This window comes from Aestuariivirga sp. (assembly GCF_037139295.1).
Taxonomy (GTDB): domain Bacteria; phylum Pseudomonadota; class Alphaproteobacteria; order Rhizobiales; family Aestuariivirgaceae; genus Aestuariivirga.
Window position 1 is genome coordinate 1 of the sequence record NZ_JBAXGR010000016.1, and the last position, 15215, is coordinate 15215.

The following is a 15215-nucleotide window of genomic DNA, read 5'->3' on the forward strand; positions in this document are numbered from 1 at the left end:
GGGTGCTATTTCGCGGGGCTGGAGGACGAAACCTTCGGTACGCCCAGCACGCTGCCGTGGGCGCATGATTTTGGCGATGGCGTGTTGCGGCACCCGGTGCAGCTCTATGAGTCCTTCACGATGGCGGCTTTCCTCATGGTGGCGCTGGTGCTGATCGGCAGGCGCAATGATTTCTTCATGCGCAATGGCTTCTACCTGCTGGTGCTGGTCTATGCAGGCCAGCGCTGCGTGTGGGAGTTCCTCAAGCCCTATGGAACGGTTGTGGGGCCGTTCAATCTGTTCCATTTGATTTGCGCGGGACTCGTGATTTACTCGATTGCCATGATGGCTGAGGGACGAACGTCATGAACCGGGCGGAGTTCTGGTGCCGCGTGTTGGGATGGCTGCAGGTGGCCGGCGCCGCCTTGGTGGCTGGCGCGATCTATGTGCTGTGGACGCTGATCTTCGGCTGGATCGTCATCGAGGATGCCGGCTTCCTCACCGTCGCAAAGTGGATCGTGATCGTCACCTTCGCATTCCCGCCCCTTCTCTCCGGTGTGCTCGCCTACATCTTTGCCGAGCGGGTGCAACGGGCACGGCTTGGCATGCGCGACGAACAGCACGTATTCCTGCGCGTGGTGACGGCTCTTGCCGGGTTGTGGTCGGCGGGCGTCGTCGGCTTCGTGGGGCTGCACCTGCCGCCGGTGGGCTTCTTCTCGCTTCTGGGGATCGCCACAGCGATCATCGCCGTCATGGGAGCCGACTGGACGGCAGATCTTTTTGCCCCGCGCAGGGGACCAGCATGAACGCGCCCATCCGCAAGGTGGCGCCTTACGTTTTCTACGGCCAGACCACGTCGATGTGTGACGACTGCATGGCGCTGGTGCCGGCCAAGATCATCATCGAGGACAATCACGTCTATTACCTCAAGCGCTGCCGCGAACACGGCGTGCAGAAGGCGCTCGTCTCCACCGACGCGCATTATTACAAGCTCTGCCACGACTACCTGAAGCCGGGAGACCGGCCGCTCAATCCGCAGACGCGCACCGAGCTGGGCTGCCCCTATGACTGCGGGTTGTGCCCGGACCATGAGCAGCATTCCTGCCTTGCGCTCATCGAGGTGAACGAGGCCTGCAACCTGACGTGCCCCGTGTGCTTTGCGGATTCCTCCACGGCGAAGACGGCGCATCGTCCGCTGGCCGAGATCGAGCGCATGATGGATGCGCTGGTCGCCTCCGAGGGCGAGCCCGACCTCCTCCAGATTTCGGGCGGCGAACCCACCATCCACCCGCAAATCATCGAGATCATCCAGGCGGCGAAGCGACGGCCGATCCGCCATGTCATGCTGAACACCAACGGCATCCGCATCGCGCAGGAGCCGGCGTTCGTGCAGGCGCTGGCGCAGTTCAAGCCGGGCTTCGAGGTGTACCTGCAGTTCGACTCGCTCAGGCCAGCGGTGCTGAAGAACCTGCGCGGCGCCGACCTCACCCGCATCCGCCGCGAGGCACTTGAGGCGCTCGAGGCCGCGAACATCTCCACCACGCTGGTGGTTGTCGTGAAGGCCGGGCAAAACGACGACGAGCTTGGCGAGATCATCGACTTCGCACTCAAATGGAAGTGCGTGCGCGGCATTACCTTCCAGCCGGTGCAGGATGCAGGCCGCAACGAGGGCTTCGACGCGGGCCGTGACCGCATCGTGCTGTCTGACATTCGCAACCGCATCATCGCGGCCCAGACGCCTTTCGGTGCGGGCGACATCATTCCGCTGCCGTGCAACCCGGAGTCCATCGCCATCGGTTATGCGTTGCGGAAGGGCGACAAGATTGCGCCCATCACATCCTTCTTCCCGCGCGACATGCTGGTGGAGGCATTGCCCAATGCCATCACCTTCGAGAAGTACCCGGACCTTCACGCGCAGGTGCTGAACTTCTTCTCGCTGTCCACTGCCGAGTGCAACAACCCGGAGAAGCTGAACGCGCTGCTGTGCTGCCTCCCCGAGGTGCCGGTGCCGGAAGGCTTCGGCTACGAGAACATCTTCCGCATCGCCATCGTCGAATTCATGGACCACCATAATTTCTGCGTGGGCCGGGTGAAGCGCAGTTGCATCCATTTCGTGACGCCCGCCGGGCAGATCATTCCATTCGAAACCTACAACATGTTCTATCGTGACGATGCGGCGCGTGCCCGCATGGCGCGGAGCAGGGGGACTTCATGAAGATCATTCTCGGCATCATCTGCGGGCTGGTGGTGCTGTTCGCCGGTGGCTGCGCCCTGATGCTGGTGTTCGCCGAGTTCAGTGACACCGGGGCCGCAGCGCTGGCGCTGATCCCCGGGGGCATCGCGGCTTTGAACGTGCTGGTGCTGATGGCGCTGTTCGGCAAGTCGCAGCCGCAGCGCTGGGCCTTCTATGTGCTGGCGGTGCTGGACGTGGTGGCGGCGATCATCATGGCCATCTTCTGGTCGTCGATCTCTGACCAGGTCAGTGACTTCTGGGCCATCGCTGCGCCCGCCATCGCGGTGCTGCTGCTGAAGGCGGTTCTCACCGTGCTGGTGGCGCAGAAACTGCCGTCTCCGCCTCAGGGTTGAACCCATTGCCCGACTGGGCCATATAGCCCGTCCAAGGCATTTTCAGGGGAAGCGGAAGAATCATGGAGTCTTTCTGGGCGGAACATTTTTCCTTCATCACCACGGCAGAAGGCTGGGTGGCGCTGGTGACGCTGGTTGCCATGGAAATCGTGCTCGGCATCGACAACCTGATCTTCATCTCGATCCTGTCGAACAAGCTGCCCGAGGCCGACCGGTCCCGCGCGCGGCGGCTGGGCATCGGCGGCGCGCTGGTCATGCGCCTGCTGCTGCTGGCGACCGTCGCCTACATCGCCGAGCTCACCCAGCCGCTGTTCACCGCCTTCGACCAGACCTTTTCCTGGCGTGACATGATCCTGCTGGCGGGCGGGTTGTTCCTCGTGTGGAAGGCCACCAAGGAAATTCACCACTCGGTGGACCCCGACGACGGCAAGGAGAATATGGTGGGGCAGGCCACCCTCACCGTGGGCGGCGCCATATTCCAGATCCTGCTGCTCGACCTCGTGTTCTCGGTCGACTCGATCATCACGGCGGTGGGCATGACCGACCACCTTGCCATCATGTACATCGCGGTGATCGTGGCCATGGCGGTGATGCTGTTCGCGGCCGATCCGCTGGGCCGCTTCATTGCCGCCAATCCCTCGATCGTCATGCTGGCGCTTGGCTTTCTTCTGATGATCGGCATGACGTTGATCGCGGATGCGTTCCAGTTCCACGTGCCGCGCGGCTATGTCTATGCTGCCATGGGCTTCTCGACGCTCGTCGAGGTGCTGAACCTGCTGGCAAGGCGGGCGAGAAGGAAGAAGGGCGAGGCGGGGCATTGAGGCGCTGCACCGCTGGAGCCCGCGTCCCCTCACCTCCCCCAACTTCGTTGGGGCCCCTTCCTCTCCCGCCTTGCGGGAGAGGACGTTGATCGGCTAGAAGCCCCAGCATTCCCCTCACTTCGCAGGAAAGACGCATTCGCGATGGCTCGTCAGTTCATCTATCACATGCAGGGTCTCACCAAGGCCTATGCCGGCGGCAAGAAGGTGCTGGAGAACATCCACCTGTCCTTCTACCCGGATGCCAAGATCGGCATCCTCGGCCCCAACGGCTCGGGCAAGTCCACACTTCTCCGCATCATGGCGGGCACCGACACCGAGTGGAATGGCGAGGCGTGGCTGGCTGAAGGCGCCACGGTCGGCTACCTGCGGCAGGAACCCGAGCTTGACCCCGCACTCGACGTGATGGGCAACGTGATGGAGGGTGTCGCCCACAAGAAGGCGATCCTCGACGAATACAATGCGCTGATGACCGACTACAATGACGAGAACGCCGAGAAGGCAGGCAAGCTTCAGGACGTGATCGATGCCCAGAACCTGTGGGACCTCGAATCCCAGGTGGAGCAGGCGATGGACGCGCTGCGCTGCCCACCGGGTGACGCGCAGATCGACAACCTCTCGGGCGGTGAAAAGCGCCGCGTGGCACTGACGCAGCTGCTGCTCAGGAAGCCCGACCTGCTGCTGCTCGACGAGCCGACCAACCACCTCGATGCCGAGTCGGTGAACTGGCTGGAGCATCACCTGCGCGACTATCCGGGTGCCATCATGATCGTCACCCATGACCGTTACTTCCTCGACAACGTGACGGGCTGGATCCTCGAGCTCGACCGTGGCCGTGGCATTCCGTATGAGGGCAACTATTCCGCCTATCTCGGCCAGAAGGCCAAGCGCTTCGCGCAGGAATCGCGCGAGGACCAGGCCCGCGAGCGCGCGCTGGCGCGTGAGTCCGAATGGATTTCCGCCTCTCCCAAGGCGCGGCAGGCCAAGTCCAAGGCCCGCATCAAGGCCTATGACGAATTGCTGAAAGTGAACGAGGACCGCCTCAAGTCGACGACTGCGCAGATCATCATTCCGCCGGGCGAGCGGCTGGGCAACACGGTGATCAACCTCGAAGGCGTGTCGAAGGCCTATGGCGACCGTCTGCTGATCGACAATCTCACCTTCAAGCTGCCGCCGGGTGGCATCGTCGGGATCATCGGTCCGAATGGTGCTGGCAAGACCACGCTGTTCCGCATGATCACCGGCCAGGAGAAGCCCGACAGCGGCGCCATCACCATCGGCGAAAGCGTGCAGATGGGCTACGTCGACCAGTCTCGTGACTCGCTCGACCCCGACAAGACGGTGTGGCAGGAAATTTCCGGCGGCAACGACATCATCTATCTCGGCAAGCGCGAGATGAACTCGCGCGCCTATACGGGCGCGTTCAACTTCAAGGGTGCCGACCAGCAGCAGAAGGTGGGGAACCTCTCGGGCGGCCAGCGCAACCGCGTGCATCTGGCCAAGATGCTGAAGTCGGGCGCCAACGTGCTGCTCCTCGACGAACCGACCAACGACCTGGACACCGAAACGCTGGCCGCACTCGAAGAGGCGCTGGAGGATTTCGCCGGCTGCGCGGTGGTCATCAGCCATGACCGCATGTTCCTCGACCGCCTTGCCACCCACATCCTCGCCTTCGAGGGCGACAGCCATGTGGAATGGTTCGAGGGCAACTTCCAGGACTACGAGGAAGACAAGAAGCGCCGCCTCGGCGAAGACAGCGTGATGCCGAAGCGCATCAAGTACAAGCAGTTCGCGAGGTAGCATGCCTCCTTCGTCCTCTCCCGCAGGGCGGGAGAGGAGGGGGCCCCAACGCAGTTGGGGAAGGTGAGGGGAAGTCCAATCTGGATATCCCGGGACCCACGTCCCCTCATCTACCCGTTGCGTGCCGCAACGGGGCCCTTCTTCTCCCGCTGAAGAAGCGGGAGAAGACTTTTGAGGGACAAGCCCCGGCAAGTTTAAATTGGGGTGGATGACGCCGTTCGCCGAGCGTGCTAGGAAGCGCGAAATCTCAACTTGAGCGACCAGAAAACCATGACCCTCACCCGCCGCCTGTTCCTCGCTTCGCTTGCCGCCGCAGCGGCCACCCCGGCCACCTCGGCCTTCGCCCAGGAGGCCGTCGACTTGAGCCAGGAGCCGTTCCCCGTCAAGGACGAGGAAAACAAGATCGAATACAAGTACCGCCGCAAGGAGGTGGACTTCGACAGTTCCGAGGCGCCGGGCACCATCGTGGTCGACCCCAAGAAGCGCTATCTCTATCTCGTGCTCGGCAATGGCAAGGCCATCCGCTATGGCGCCTCGGTGGGCAAGGCGGGCCGCACCTGGTCAGGCTCCGCCACCATTGGCCGCATGGAGAAGTGGCCGACCTGGACGCCGACGCCGGAGCACATTGCGGAATTCCCCAAGCTGGTGAAGTGGCAGGAGGGTGGCATGCCGGGCGGCCCGGAGAACCCGATGGGCGCGCGCGCCCTCTATCTCTATCAGGGCGACGTCGACACCATCTATCGTATCCACGGCTCGCATGACCCCTCGCTCATCGGCCGCAAGAAGACGGCGGGCTGCGTGAGCCTGCTGAACGTGGACATCATCGACCTCTACAACCGCGTCCAGATGGGCACCAAGGTGGTGGTGCTGGAGTACTAGGCGGACGCCACCTCCTTCAGAACCCAGTCCCTGAACAGCCTGATCTTGCGGCTCCTGCGCTGGTCGCGCGGGTAGGCGAGGTAGTAGCCGTCGCCCGAGCTTGCGGTGATGTCGAACAATGGCACCAGCCGTCCGGCGGCAAAGCTCTGCGCCTCGAAGCGGGGCGTGATCAAGGCGATGCCGTGGCCGGCGAGGGCGACGCTTGCGGCCATCTGCTGGGTTTCAACGTCGATGCCGGGCCTGGTGAAGGTGATGGGCGTGGCAACACCCGCCGCGCGGAACCAGATGTCCCACCATTCATTCGAAGGCGCGATGAGCACGTGGCCCAGCATGTCCTTCGGTGTCTTGGGGCGACCCTCGCGGGCGAGATAGGTGGGGCTCGCCACCGCCGTGAAGGTCTGCTCGAAGAGAAGATGCTGCTCGAGGCCCGGCCAGTCGCCACGGCCGGAGCGGACCGCCACGTCGATGCCATCGGCCGCGAAGTCGGCCAGTGTCGATGAGATGTCGAGCCTGACCGCGAATTCCGGATGCAGCATCTGGAAGGAGCCGATGCGCGGGGCGAGCCAGTTGCCGGCGATGGTCTGCATGGTGGAGATCGTCAGCACCGAATGGGCCTTGTCGCTGACCGCGCGAAACGCCCGCGACAGGCCGGAGAGGGCGGCCTGCACCATGGGGGCCAGCTGTTCGCCACGCTGGGTGAGGCGCACGCCGCGCGCCTCGCGCACGAAGAGGGGCGCCCCGACGAAGGCCTCGATCTGCTTGATCTGGTAGCTGACTGCCGACTGCGTCATGTTCAGCTCCTCCGCCGCGCGGGAGAGGTTCTGATGGCGCGCGGCTGCGTCGAAGACGCGGATGGTGCTGAGGGGCGGCAGGTCATGCATGGAGCCAGATATAAGGCCGTTCGATGGCTGCAGCCAGAGGAAGGGCGGGCCAGCGCCGCCAGCATGTGTTAATCTCGGGCCATGACGGACTGGAATCCCTCGCAATACCTGACCTTTGCGGATGAGCGCACGCGGCCGGCGCGAGACCTTCTGGCGCATGTGCCGCTGGCTGCGGTGCGGCGGGCCTATGACCTGGGCTGCGGGCCGGGCAACTCCACGGGACTGCTGGTAGCGCGCTTCCGCCAGGCGCATGTGACAGGTGTCGACAATTCACCGGCCATGCTGGAGGCGGCACGGGCGGACTGCCCCGGCGCGGACTTCGCCTTCGGCGACCTCTCCATCTGGCTGCCGCCGGACGTGCCGGACCTGCTGTTCTCGAATGCTGCCTTCCAGTGGGTGCCGGATCACCTGGGGGTGCTGGAGCGGCTGGCAAGCTGCCTTCCCGAAGATGGCGCGCTGGCGGTGCAGATGCCGGACAATCTGGGTGAGCCGAGCCACCGGTTGATGCAGGCAGCGGCAGAGCATGGGCCGTGGTCAGAAAAGCTCCGCATGGCGGCAACGGCGCGCGACGTGCTGCCGCCCGTCGACAGCTATTACCGTCGCCTCAAGCCGTTGTTCCGCCGCCTCGACATCTGGCACACGATCTACAATCACCCGCTCGACGGCGTGGAGGGGATCGTCGCCTGGCTCGGGTCCACCGGCCTGAGGCCCTTTCTCGCGCCGCTTTCCGATGACGAGCGCAAGGGATTTGTTGGGCAGTACAGCAGGCTTCTGGCTGGTGCCTATCCGCTGCAGGCGGATGGCACGGTGCTGCTGCGCTTTCCGCGCCTGTTCATTGTCGGGGTGCGGTGAGCAAGTTCAGTCGGCGAGATAGGCGAAGAGCCCGTCAATGCCCTTGCGCGATACCGTGCCGGTGAACTTGGAACGCATCTGCTGGGCCAGCCAGATGCCCTGCATGTTGACGTCCTTCACGGTGTAGCCGCCGCCCGCCTTGGACAGCCGGAACACGATCTTCTTGCCCGTGGCCGAGCGCGTTGAGACGACGAGGCCGCCACCTGAAGGGGCGCAGTCGAGAACCTGCAGGTTGCCGCCGCGCAGGCCGCTGCCATGCTTCTGCAGCGTATCGCCGATGAACTTGCGGGTGAGTTTCAGATATTCCGACTCGCGCGACTTGGGCAGGTCCTTGCGGTACTGGCCCAGGGCAAAGAAGCTCAGCGAGCGGAGGTCGGAAAAGCGGTCGGCAGCATTGGCGAAGGCCGAGGCGGACCCTGCCGCCGCCGCGCGGTCATAGGCCTGGCCGGCGCTCTTGACGAAGCCTTCAGCCGGGCAGGTGCCAGCCTCGGCAACGGCCATCGTCCCGAGAGCCATGAAAGCGATTGTTGTCAGGGCAGCGAACAGTCGGCGCACGGGAATCACCATCGATAAACCATCAGCTTCGGAAGAAACTCGACCATAGCACGATTTAGGAAGGTTTAAGTTGTGCAATTCAATCGTGCTGTGACCTGTGTCACTCTTCCGACCGGGACTTGGTTCCGGCGATCTTCGCCTCGCGCAGATGGAGGTTCAGGTTGGAGCCCTTGATGTCCTCGGGACGAGCAAGTGCGAATGTGCGCTTGCGCAACTCCATCACCAGTTCTGCACGGTCCTCGATATGGGCGATCTCCTCGAAGGGGATGGGCTCGCCCACCCGGATCTTCAGCCGCGAACCGATGCGGCGGGCCGTTTCGCGGAACACCAGCGACAGGCGCAATGTGAGGCTGAGGTGGCTTGCCAGCTGGAACAGACGGGAATTCTGGCCGACGAAGAACACCGGCACCACGGTGGCCTTGGAGGAGCGCAGCAGCTTGGCGGTGAAGGGCGCCCAGGGCAGGTCGACGGCGGGGCCCTTCAGCGGCTTTTCGGAAGTCGAGACGCCGCCGCCGGGGAAGATTCCGATGGCATGGCCCTGGCGCAACCAGGACTGGGCCTCGATGCGGGAGCGGACATTGGTTTCACGCGCCTCGCGGGTGGGGGCGAAGGCCACGGGCAGCAGGTTCTCGGCCGCCTCCGGCGCCTGGCACAGCACGTCGTTCGCCAGCACCTTGGTATCAGGACGCACTCTGGTGGCAAGCCAGGTGAGGGTGATGCCGTCGAGCACGCCATAGGGATGGTTGGAAATGAAGATGACGGGGCCTGTCTTTGGCGTGCGGGCCAGCGCCGCCTCGTCATATTCGAGATGCATGCGCAGCAGGCGAATGGCCGAATCGAAGAAGTTCTGGCCGTCCTTCAGGTTCTTCTGGTGCTGGACATAGAGCTTCTTGAGCTTGCGCTGCCCGCCCATCTTCTCGATGGCCTGGATGACAGCGCGTTGCAGCACCGGCTGGTCAGCGGTGGAATAGCTGAAGCGGACTTTCTTGGGGACGAGTGTCGCGAAGGTTTTCGCCATGGACCGGCTGTCATAAATCCACCCACCAATCGCATTTCGCGGCAGTTCATGCAATGGAGACACGTCAAAGAAGGGGAGTTCGGTCATGGAAATTGTCGATTCTCGCCGAGAAGTGATGTGACATGCTTTCGCCCGCCCTGTGACGGGCGTGTGACGGCAGCTTCCCCTTGCCCCCGAGGCCCGGTCCGGGGGATGAAGGAGGGGCAATCACGGAGGAAATTTCCCGCATGTACACGCTTTATGCCCGCAACCAGGCCGGCTCGATGGCCGTCGAGGCACTGCTCGCCGCCTGTGGCGCCGACTACAAGGTCATCGTCCTGAACCGCAAGCCGGATGGTGCCTTCGAGGACTTCTTCCACGCCATCAACCCCAAGGCCGAGGTCCCGACCCTGGTGCTGCCGGACGGTTCCGTGATGACGGAAAGTGCCGCCATGATGATCCACATCGCGGAGCAATACCCCGAGGCGGGCCTCGCCCCCCAGCCGGGGGAGAAGGGCCGCGCCGAGTTCCTGCGCTGGCAGGTCTATCTTGCGGCGGCACTCTATGGCAGCGACCTTCGCCTGTTCTATCCGCAGCGCTTCACCACCGATGCCAATGGCGCGGAGGGCGTGAAGGCCAGGGCCGGGGAGACGATGATGCAGGAATTCTCGATCTATGCCGATGTGCTGGGTGAGCGGACATTCATGCTGGATCGTCTTACGGCACTTGACATCTATGCGGCCATGTTGTGCAGCTGGGCGCCGGACATGGGCGCGCTGTTCGCCAAGCATCCGAACCTGAAGCGCATGTATGATGCGGTACTGCAGAACGAAGCAGTACAGAAGGTGTGGGCGCGCAACGAGATGTGATCTAGGCGGCCTGCTTTTCCGCTCCCAGACCCAGCACGCGGCAGATGGCATAGACGAGGTCAGCGCGGTTCAGCGTGTAGAAGTGGAAGTGCTTCACGCCCTCGCGGCGGAGCGCGTCCACCTGTTCGGCGGCGACCATGGCGGCGACGAGGTTGCGTGTTTCGGGCTCATCGTCGAGGCCTGCGAAGCGCGTGGCCAGTGCGGGCGGAACATGGGCGCCGCACTTTGCCGCGAATTCACTGACTCGCGCGAATGATGTGATGGGGAGGATGCCCGGCACCAGCTCGATGTCGATGCCGCGCGCCGCGATGCGGTCACGCAGCCTGAGGAAGAAGGGGTTGTGGAAGAAAAACTGCGAAATGGCGCGCGTTGCGCCATGCTCTGCCTTGTCGGCCATGAAGGCCAGATCTTCCTCGATCGACACCGATTCCGGATGGCGCTCGGGATAAGCAGACACGGAGACATCGAAGTCGCCCAGTTCCTTGATGCCGCGCACCAGGTCGGCGGCGTTGCGATAGCCATCAGGGCGCGGGGTGAAGCGGGTGCCGACGCCGCCCGGCGGATCACCGCGCAGGGCCACGATGTGGCGCACGCCGGCAGCTGCGAAATCCTGCACCACTGCGTTGACCTCGGACTTCGAGGCACCGACGCAGGTGAGGTGGGCTGCGGGCCGCAGCGTCGTCTCGTTGACGATGCGGCGAACCGTGTCGAGTGTCCGGTCACGCGTGGTGCCGCCTGCGCCATAGGTGACGGAGACGAAGCTGGGGTTCACCGTTTCAAGTTTGCGGATGGTTTTCCAGAAGCTCTCCTGGGCATCCGCCTTGGGCGGAAAGAACTCGAAGGAGACAGTGATGCCGGAAACGTCTTCCGCGAAGGCGATCATGTGGCGTGGTCCTTCAGGGCTGGGGTCATGGCGGGTGAACGTGGCTGTGTGGCCAGCCACAGCGACACGGTGAGGCCCTTGCCTTGCGGCCGCCACGGCGGGGACAGCACGTCATGCTGTGCGAGCGTCAGCCCGGCGCGCGACAGCCACTGTGCCATGTGCTCGGCAGCGATGCCGAGACGGCGGTGGGCGTGGTCGGTGCGAAGATCATCAAGATCATGCGGTGCAAAGTCGACGATGAGCAGGCGGCCGCCGGGCTGGAGGATGCGTGCAGCCTCGGTCAGCGCACGCACCGGATCTTCAAGGAAGTGCAGCACCTGGTGAATGGTGACGAAGTCGGCGAAGCCGTCGGGGAAGGGGAGCGCATAGATCTCGCCATGGCGCACCTGCGCATTGCGCACATTCGCGGCATCGAGGTTGACCCGCGCAATCGCCAGCATGTCGCGGCTCGAATCGATGCCGATCGACTGCTGCGCTTGCGGAGCAAAGCGCCGCAGCACGGCGCCGGTGCCGGTGCCAAGGTCGACGTGCTGACGGATGGGCGCTCCACCTGCCAGCTTCACCATGGCCTGCTCGACATCTTCCTCGCGCACATGGAGTGAGCGGAGCTGCTCCCAGTGGGCGGCATTCTCGGCGAAATATCGCGATGCCGCCTCGGCGCGGCGGCTGCGGATCTCCTCGAGGCGGGCCAGGTCGCCCGCCAGCACGGGGTCGGAGCCGGGCAAAAGGTCGACGATGGAGCGGGCCAGTGCGCCCCCCATGTCCTCCTCGCGCAGGCGGAACAGCACCCAGTTGCCCTCCTTGTGGCGGCTGATGAGGCCCGCTTCGGCCATGAGCTTGAGGTGGCGGCTGACGCGCGGCTGGCTCTGCCCCAGGATCTGGGTCAGTTCGCTGACGTTGGCCTCGCCATGGGCGAGAATGAACAGGATGCGCACGCGGGTCGATTCCGCTGCAGCGCGCAGCCCGGAGAGCAATTCATCCATATCGAACACCTCCATAACTACATAAACATATCTTTATATCGTTCGCAAGGCGGTCCATTGTGTTTGGGATCGCGTAAGTTCGATTGCAGAGTCTTGTGCGCGGCGACGGCTCAGTCTTGCATTCGTCACGATTTCGCGGCGTATTACAGTGATGTAGGGGGCCGCATCGGCGGTCCGAGTGTGGAGGTTTGATGATGGACCGGGGTAACGGGCCGCTGTCGCGGCGGGAACTCTGTGGACTGGCGGTTGCGGCCCTGTTCGGCCTTGCAACCCCGGCTTCGGCCAGCACGGCGGCCGAGGATTACGTTACGGGAATTGCCGACCAGGTGATGCGGCTTGCCAACAACGGCCAGAAGGGGCCGGCGCTGAAATCGCAGTTCGCTTCGCTGCTGAACCGCTACATCAACCTCAAGGGCATCGCAGATTACGCGCTCGGGCCCTATGTGAAGCAGCTGCCTGCCGGGCGGAGGAGCGAGTTCTACGCGCTCGTGAACAATTATGCGGCGGCGCTGTTCAACTATTACGTGGCTGACTTCCGCGGCACCAAGCTGGACATCGTCTCCACGACCAAGCAGGGCAAGTTCACCGTCATCCAGTCCTTCATCACCGGCAGCGGCGGCCGCGAGCAGGTGAAGTGGAGGCTGGTGCCGTCGGGCGGCGGTTTCCGCGTGGCCGACGTCAACGTGAAGGGCGTGTGGCTGACGATTTCGATGAAGGACCGCTTCTCGAAAGTGCTGAAGGCTTCCAAGGGCGACTTTGACCAGCTGTTCGCGGAACTTAAGGAAGCCAACACCTGGTGAGCCTGCTGTGACCTGCGGGGCCGCGTTGTTGACGCGGCCTCGGACTGTCCTTTATGGCGGAATGGACAGCTTCAAAGAAAGCGAATCATGTCGAAGAGCCGTCCGCCATTCTCTGCCGCACTGACGCGCCGCGCCGCCCTTGCCGGGCTTGCCGCCGCTTTCGCGGCTCCGGCCTTCGCGGCCGGCGAGGATGCCGCAGTCGCCTACATGAAGAAGGTCGCGAAAGACATGCTGGCGGCGCACCGCCAGGGCACGGTGGCGAGCTTCAAGCGCGCCATCCAGCGCCACGCCGACGTGCCCTCAATCGCCGACTATTCGCTGGGCCAGTACAAGAGCAAGCTCTCTCCAGCCCAGAAGCAGGCCTATTACAGCGGCACCGCCACCTTCATGGCGCGCTACTTCGCCGACCAGTCACGTGATTACGTCGTGTCCAAGTACGAGGTCGGTGACGCCGACACGAATGGCAAGGACATCAACGTCGACACCAAGGTCTATCTGATGAACGGCCAGTCCTACACGGTGGTGTGGCGGCTCGGCAAACGAGGCTCCGGGTTCAAGGTGGAAGACGCCAAGGTATTGGGCTTCTCGCTCACCTACCTGCAGCGTGGCATCTTCACGTCGTTCCTGTCGAAGCGCGATGGCGACGTGGCGCAGCTGGTGGCAGCGCTGAACCGCTGAGGCAAGCGCCTCACTTCACCTGAATGCTCTTGATGTAGTTGATCAGCGACGCGATGCGGTCGTTGACGATTATTTCGCGCGCTTCCTTGCTGGTGTCGGAACTTGCCGCCTCGCGGTTGAACCAGTCGCCCCACACCGGCATGTCGCGCATGCCATGCACCTTCACGTCGACGCGGCCGTCGATCACGTCCATCACCTGCTCTTCGGGAAACGTGCCGGCATTGAGCTTCGAGAGTGTGGTCAGGTCCGGAACGGCGAGGGTGAGGAACTCGCCCAGCGTGCCGTCGCCCTTCGCATCGACACCGTGGCAGGCCGCGCAGTAGTTCATGTAATCGCGATGGCCAAGCTCAAGGCTGATGCCTTCGCTCGCCAGCGGGGTGCCGGCCACGCTGCCTTCGGCAAGGGCGGCTCGCGCGCCGATCACCATGAGGCTGCCTACCGCCAGTGCCAGCATGAGATATTTGCGCTTCATCATCCAATCCTCCACGTCAGTTTTCAGCATCGCGCCATGGTGGCGGTGCAGCCTTGATGTCGGTCAATTGAGGGAACGTTAACCCTGATCGCCTTAACTTCGATGCCTGTTTATTGGTGAGTGGCGTTCCAGTGTCTTCGATCTCGTTCCTGCGCAAGTTGATGGTGGCAGTGGCCGTCGCCGCCGTGCTGACGGCCTGCAGCTCCTCGAAGAAGAGCGGCAACTTCACCACCAAGGGCCTGCGCCCGCCGGAAGGCTCCTGCCAGGTGAAGCCCTCGCGCATCGGGCTTGCCGAGAAGATCAGCAACATCAACGAGCACAACGGCTGCCAGGTTCCCAATGCCTGGAAGGTGGAGCAGCTGGGCTCGGTCGCCTTCAGCCAGCCCGCCGTCATGAATTGCGGCATGGCGGACCCGCTGCACACCTGGCTCGAGGACGTGGTGCAGCCCACCGCGCAGCGGAGCTTCGGCGAGAGCATCGTCAGCATCGACGTGGCTGCGTCCTATGCCTGCCGCCCGCGCAACAACAAGAGTGGCGCCAAGATGAGCGAACATGGCTTCGGCAATGCCATCGACATCGCCGCCTTCACGCTCGAAAGCGGCCGCAAGGTGACGGTGGAGCAGGGCTGGTGGGGGAGTTCCGACGAACGCCGCTTCCTGCACACCGTGCATGACCGAGCCTGCGGAGAATTCCACACCGTACTCGGCCCCGATTCAGGCCGCTCGCACCGTGACCACCTGCACCTCGACCTGCAGAACCGCGAAAACGGCTCAGTCTACTGCCGGTGAGGCGGGGATTATTGCATTTTCCGCCCATCCGGCGCATATGAGCCGCCATGGAACAGGAAATTCTCAAGCCTGAAGCTGCCCCAAAGGCAGGTAGCCAGGCCTTCAGCCGCACGGGCAGCCTGATGGCCGCCTTCGGCGCCACCTTGCTGATGCTGTGCTTTTCGGGCGCGTCCATGGTGGCGACCGTTTGGGCTGTCTCGAAGCTCATCGGCCTGCCGGACATGCTGATGTATGGGCTGATGGCGGTGGGTGTGCTGCCGGTGCTGTGGATCACCATCTGGACCGCCGGTCGTGCCTGGCATGTCGAGAAGCTGCTTGCCCAGCACAAGGACATCGACGTTCCGGTGTTCAACCTGACCTATTACTTCAAGAACGGCTGAGCCAGCCAACCTTCC

The 15215-nt window shown here is 63.6% G+C and carries 19 protein-coding genes; 13 read left to right on the top strand and 6 right to left on the bottom strand.

What is annotated here, in order from left to right; all coding sequences use genetic code 11:
- From WCJ41_RS06720 to WCJ41_RS06750, 7 genes are all read left to right on the top strand, one after another.
- The coding region (locus WCJ41_RS06720) for a prolipoprotein diacylglyceryl transferase family protein (RefSeq protein WP_336905073.1) at positions 1–348 on the top strand (348 nt) is incomplete at its 5' end.
- Complete coding sequence (locus tag WCJ41_RS06725; protein ID WP_336905074.1) at positions 345–785, top strand: hypothetical protein; 441 nt, start codon at positions 345–347, stop codon at positions 783–785. The genes WCJ41_RS06720 and WCJ41_RS06725, both read left to right, overlap by 4 nt.
- Complete coding sequence (locus tag WCJ41_RS06730) at positions 782–2194, top strand: radical SAM protein (RefSeq protein ID WP_336905075.1); 1413 nt, start codon at positions 782–784, stop codon at positions 2192–2194. Before WCJ41_RS06725 ends, WCJ41_RS06730 begins: the two co-directional genes overlap by 4 nt.
- The gene (locus WCJ41_RS06735; protein WP_336905076.1) at positions 2191–2565 is read left to right on the top strand and encodes a hypothetical protein; all 375 of its coding nucleotides are present in this window, start codon (positions 2191–2193) and stop codon (positions 2563–2565) included. Before WCJ41_RS06730 ends, WCJ41_RS06735 begins: the two co-directional genes overlap by 4 nt.
- Positions 2566–2627: 62 nt before the next feature.
- Positions 2628–3386: a TerC family protein gene (locus WCJ41_RS06740; protein ID WP_336905077.1), complete on the top strand. Its 759-nt coding sequence runs from the start codon at positions 2628–2630 to the stop codon at positions 3384–3386.
- 141 nt (positions 3387–3527) lie between these two features.
- Complete coding sequence (gene ettA / locus WCJ41_RS06745; protein ID WP_336905078.1) at positions 3528–5183, top strand: energy-dependent translational throttle protein EttA; 1656 nt, start codon at positions 3528–3530, stop codon at positions 5181–5183.
- A gap of 252 nt (positions 5184–5435) precedes the next feature.
- Positions 5436–6062 (top strand): L,D-transpeptidase, encoded by a 627-nt coding sequence (locus WCJ41_RS06750; protein WP_336905079.1) that lies wholly within the window; start codon positions 5436–5438, stop codon positions 6060–6062.
- On the opposite strand, the gene WCJ41_RS06755 is transcribed toward WCJ41_RS06750, so the two are convergent.
- A complete protein-coding gene (locus WCJ41_RS06755; protein WP_336905080.1) occupies positions 6059–6943 on the bottom strand; it encodes a LysR substrate-binding domain-containing protein in 885 nt (294 codons plus the stop codon). The two genes, WCJ41_RS06750 and WCJ41_RS06755, sit on opposite strands and share 4 nt — an antisense overlap.
- An 81-nt stretch (positions 6944–7024) precedes the next feature.
- Here WCJ41_RS06755 and tam point away from each other — a divergent pair, with 81 nt between their 5' ends.
- Positions 7025–7795, top strand: a complete 771-nt coding sequence (tam, locus tag WCJ41_RS06760; protein ID WP_336905081.1) for a trans-aconitate 2-methyltransferase — start codon at positions 7025–7027, stop codon at positions 7793–7795.
- A gap of 6 nt (positions 7796–7801) precedes the next feature.
- On the opposite strand, the gene WCJ41_RS06765 is transcribed toward tam, so the two are convergent.
- Entirely contained in the window at positions 7802–8311 is a 510-nt protein-coding gene (locus WCJ41_RS06765) for an ABC transporter substrate-binding protein (RefSeq protein WP_336905082.1), read from the bottom strand.
- A gap of 139 nt (positions 8312–8450) precedes the next feature.
- Positions 8451–9368 carry a lysophospholipid acyltransferase family protein gene (locus tag WCJ41_RS06770; protein WP_336905083.1) on the bottom strand — a complete coding sequence of 306 codons (918 nt, stop codon included), beginning with the start codon at positions 9366–9368 and terminating at the stop codon, positions 8451–8453.
- Between the two features lie 227 nt (positions 9369–9595).
- Between WCJ41_RS06770 and WCJ41_RS06775 the strand changes: the two genes are divergently transcribed.
- On the top strand, positions 9596–10216 hold the full coding sequence (locus WCJ41_RS06775; RefSeq protein ID WP_336905084.1) for a glutathione S-transferase family protein: 621 nt from the start codon (positions 9596–9598) through the stop codon (positions 10214–10216).
- 1 nt (position 10217) lies between these two features.
- On the opposite strand, the gene metF is transcribed toward WCJ41_RS06775, so the two are convergent.
- Both metF and WCJ41_RS06785 read right to left on the bottom strand, forming a co-directional pair.
- Complete coding sequence (metF, locus tag WCJ41_RS06780; protein WP_336905085.1) at positions 10218–11099, bottom strand: methylenetetrahydrofolate reductase [NAD(P)H]; 882 nt, start codon at positions 11097–11099, stop codon at positions 10218–10220.
- Complete coding sequence (locus WCJ41_RS06785; protein WP_336905086.1) at positions 11096–12082, bottom strand: metalloregulator ArsR/SmtB family transcription factor; 987 nt, start codon at positions 12080–12082, stop codon at positions 11096–11098. Before WCJ41_RS06785 ends, metF begins: the two co-directional genes overlap by 4 nt.
- A 191-nt stretch (positions 12083–12273) precedes the next feature.
- Here WCJ41_RS06785 and WCJ41_RS06790 point away from each other — a divergent pair, with 191 nt between their 5' ends.
- Positions 12274–12882: an ABC transporter substrate-binding protein gene (locus tag WCJ41_RS06790; RefSeq protein WP_336905087.1), complete on the top strand. Its 609-nt coding sequence runs from the start codon at positions 12274–12276 to the stop codon at positions 12880–12882.
- 87 nt (positions 12883–12969) lie between these two features.
- Positions 12970–13560: an ABC transporter substrate-binding protein gene (locus WCJ41_RS06795; RefSeq protein ID WP_336905088.1), complete on the top strand. Its 591-nt coding sequence runs from the start codon at positions 12970–12972 to the stop codon at positions 13558–13560.
- 10 nt (positions 13561–13570) lie between these two features.
- Here the strand turns inward: WCJ41_RS06795 and WCJ41_RS06800 are convergent, their stop codons facing one another.
- The gene (locus WCJ41_RS06800) at positions 13571–14035 is read right to left on the bottom strand and encodes a cytochrome c (protein WP_336905089.1); all 465 of its coding nucleotides are present in this window, start codon (positions 14033–14035) and stop codon (positions 13571–13573) included.
- Between the two features lie 128 nt (positions 14036–14163).
- On the opposite strand from WCJ41_RS06800, the gene WCJ41_RS06805 reads away from it, so the two are divergent.
- On the top strand, positions 14164–14820 hold the full coding sequence (locus WCJ41_RS06805; protein ID WP_336905090.1) for an extensin family protein: 657 nt from the start codon (positions 14164–14166) through the stop codon (positions 14818–14820).
- 47 nt (positions 14821–14867) lie between these two features.
- Positions 14868–15200 carry a hypothetical protein gene (locus WCJ41_RS06810; RefSeq protein WP_336905091.1) on the top strand — a complete coding sequence of 111 codons (333 nt, stop codon included), beginning with the start codon at positions 14868–14870 and terminating at the stop codon, positions 15198–15200.
- Positions 15201–15215: the final 15 nt, after the last annotated feature.

Excerpts from the sequence above, each read along its gene's own strand:
- WCJ41_RS06810 (WP_336905091.1), top strand. The coding sequence starts at position 14,868 with ATGGAACAGGAAATTCTCAAGCCTGAAGCTGCCCCAAAGGCAGGTAGC.
- WCJ41_RS06770 (WP_336905083.1), bottom strand. The coding sequence starts at position 9,368 with ATGGCGAAAACCTTCGCGACACTCGTCCCCAAGAAAGTCCGCTTCAGC.
- WCJ41_RS06795 (WP_336905088.1), top strand. The coding sequence starts at position 12,970 with ATGTCGAAGAGCCGTCCGCCATTCTCTGCCGCACTGACGCGCCGCGCC.
- WCJ41_RS06730 (WP_336905075.1), top strand. The coding sequence starts at position 782 with ATGAACGCGCCCATCCGCAAGGTGGCGCCTTACGTTTTCTACGGCCAG.
- WCJ41_RS06740 (WP_336905077.1), top strand. The coding sequence starts at position 2,628 with ATGGAGTCTTTCTGGGCGGAACATTTTTCCTTCATCACCACGGCAGAA.
- ettA (WP_336905078.1), top strand. The coding sequence starts at position 3,528 with ATGGCTCGTCAGTTCATCTATCACATGCAGGGTCTCACCAAGGCCTAT.
- WCJ41_RS06775 (WP_336905084.1), top strand. The coding sequence starts at position 9,596 with ATGTACACGCTTTATGCCCGCAACCAGGCCGGCTCGATGGCCGTCGAG.
- WCJ41_RS06800 (WP_336905089.1), bottom strand. The coding sequence starts at position 14,035 with ATGATGAAGCGCAAATATCTCATGCTGGCACTGGCGGTAGGCAGCCTC.
- WCJ41_RS06790 (WP_336905087.1), top strand. The coding sequence starts at position 12,274 with ATGATGGACCGGGGTAACGGGCCGCTGTCGCGGCGGGAACTCTGTGGA.
- WCJ41_RS06755 (WP_336905080.1), bottom strand. The coding sequence starts at position 6,943 with ATGCATGACCTGCCGCCCCTCAGCACCATCCGCGTCTTCGACGCAGCC.
- tam (WP_336905081.1), top strand. The coding sequence starts at position 7,025 with ATGACGGACTGGAATCCCTCGCAATACCTGACCTTTGCGGATGAGCGC.
- WCJ41_RS06765 (WP_336905082.1), bottom strand. The coding sequence starts at position 8,311 with ATGGCTCTCGGGACGATGGCCGTTGCCGAGGCTGGCACCTGCCCGGCT.
- WCJ41_RS06725 (WP_336905074.1), top strand. The coding sequence starts at position 345 with ATGAACCGGGCGGAGTTCTGGTGCCGCGTGTTGGGATGGCTGCAGGTG.
- WCJ41_RS06785 (WP_336905086.1), bottom strand. The coding sequence starts at position 12,082 with ATGGATGAATTGCTCTCCGGGCTGCGCGCTGCAGCGGAATCGACCCGC.
- metF (WP_336905085.1), bottom strand. The coding sequence starts at position 11,099 with ATGATCGCCTTCGCGGAAGACGTTTCCGGCATCACTGTCTCCTTCGAG.
- WCJ41_RS06735 (WP_336905076.1), top strand. The coding sequence starts at position 2,191 with ATGAAGATCATTCTCGGCATCATCTGCGGGCTGGTGGTGCTGTTCGCC.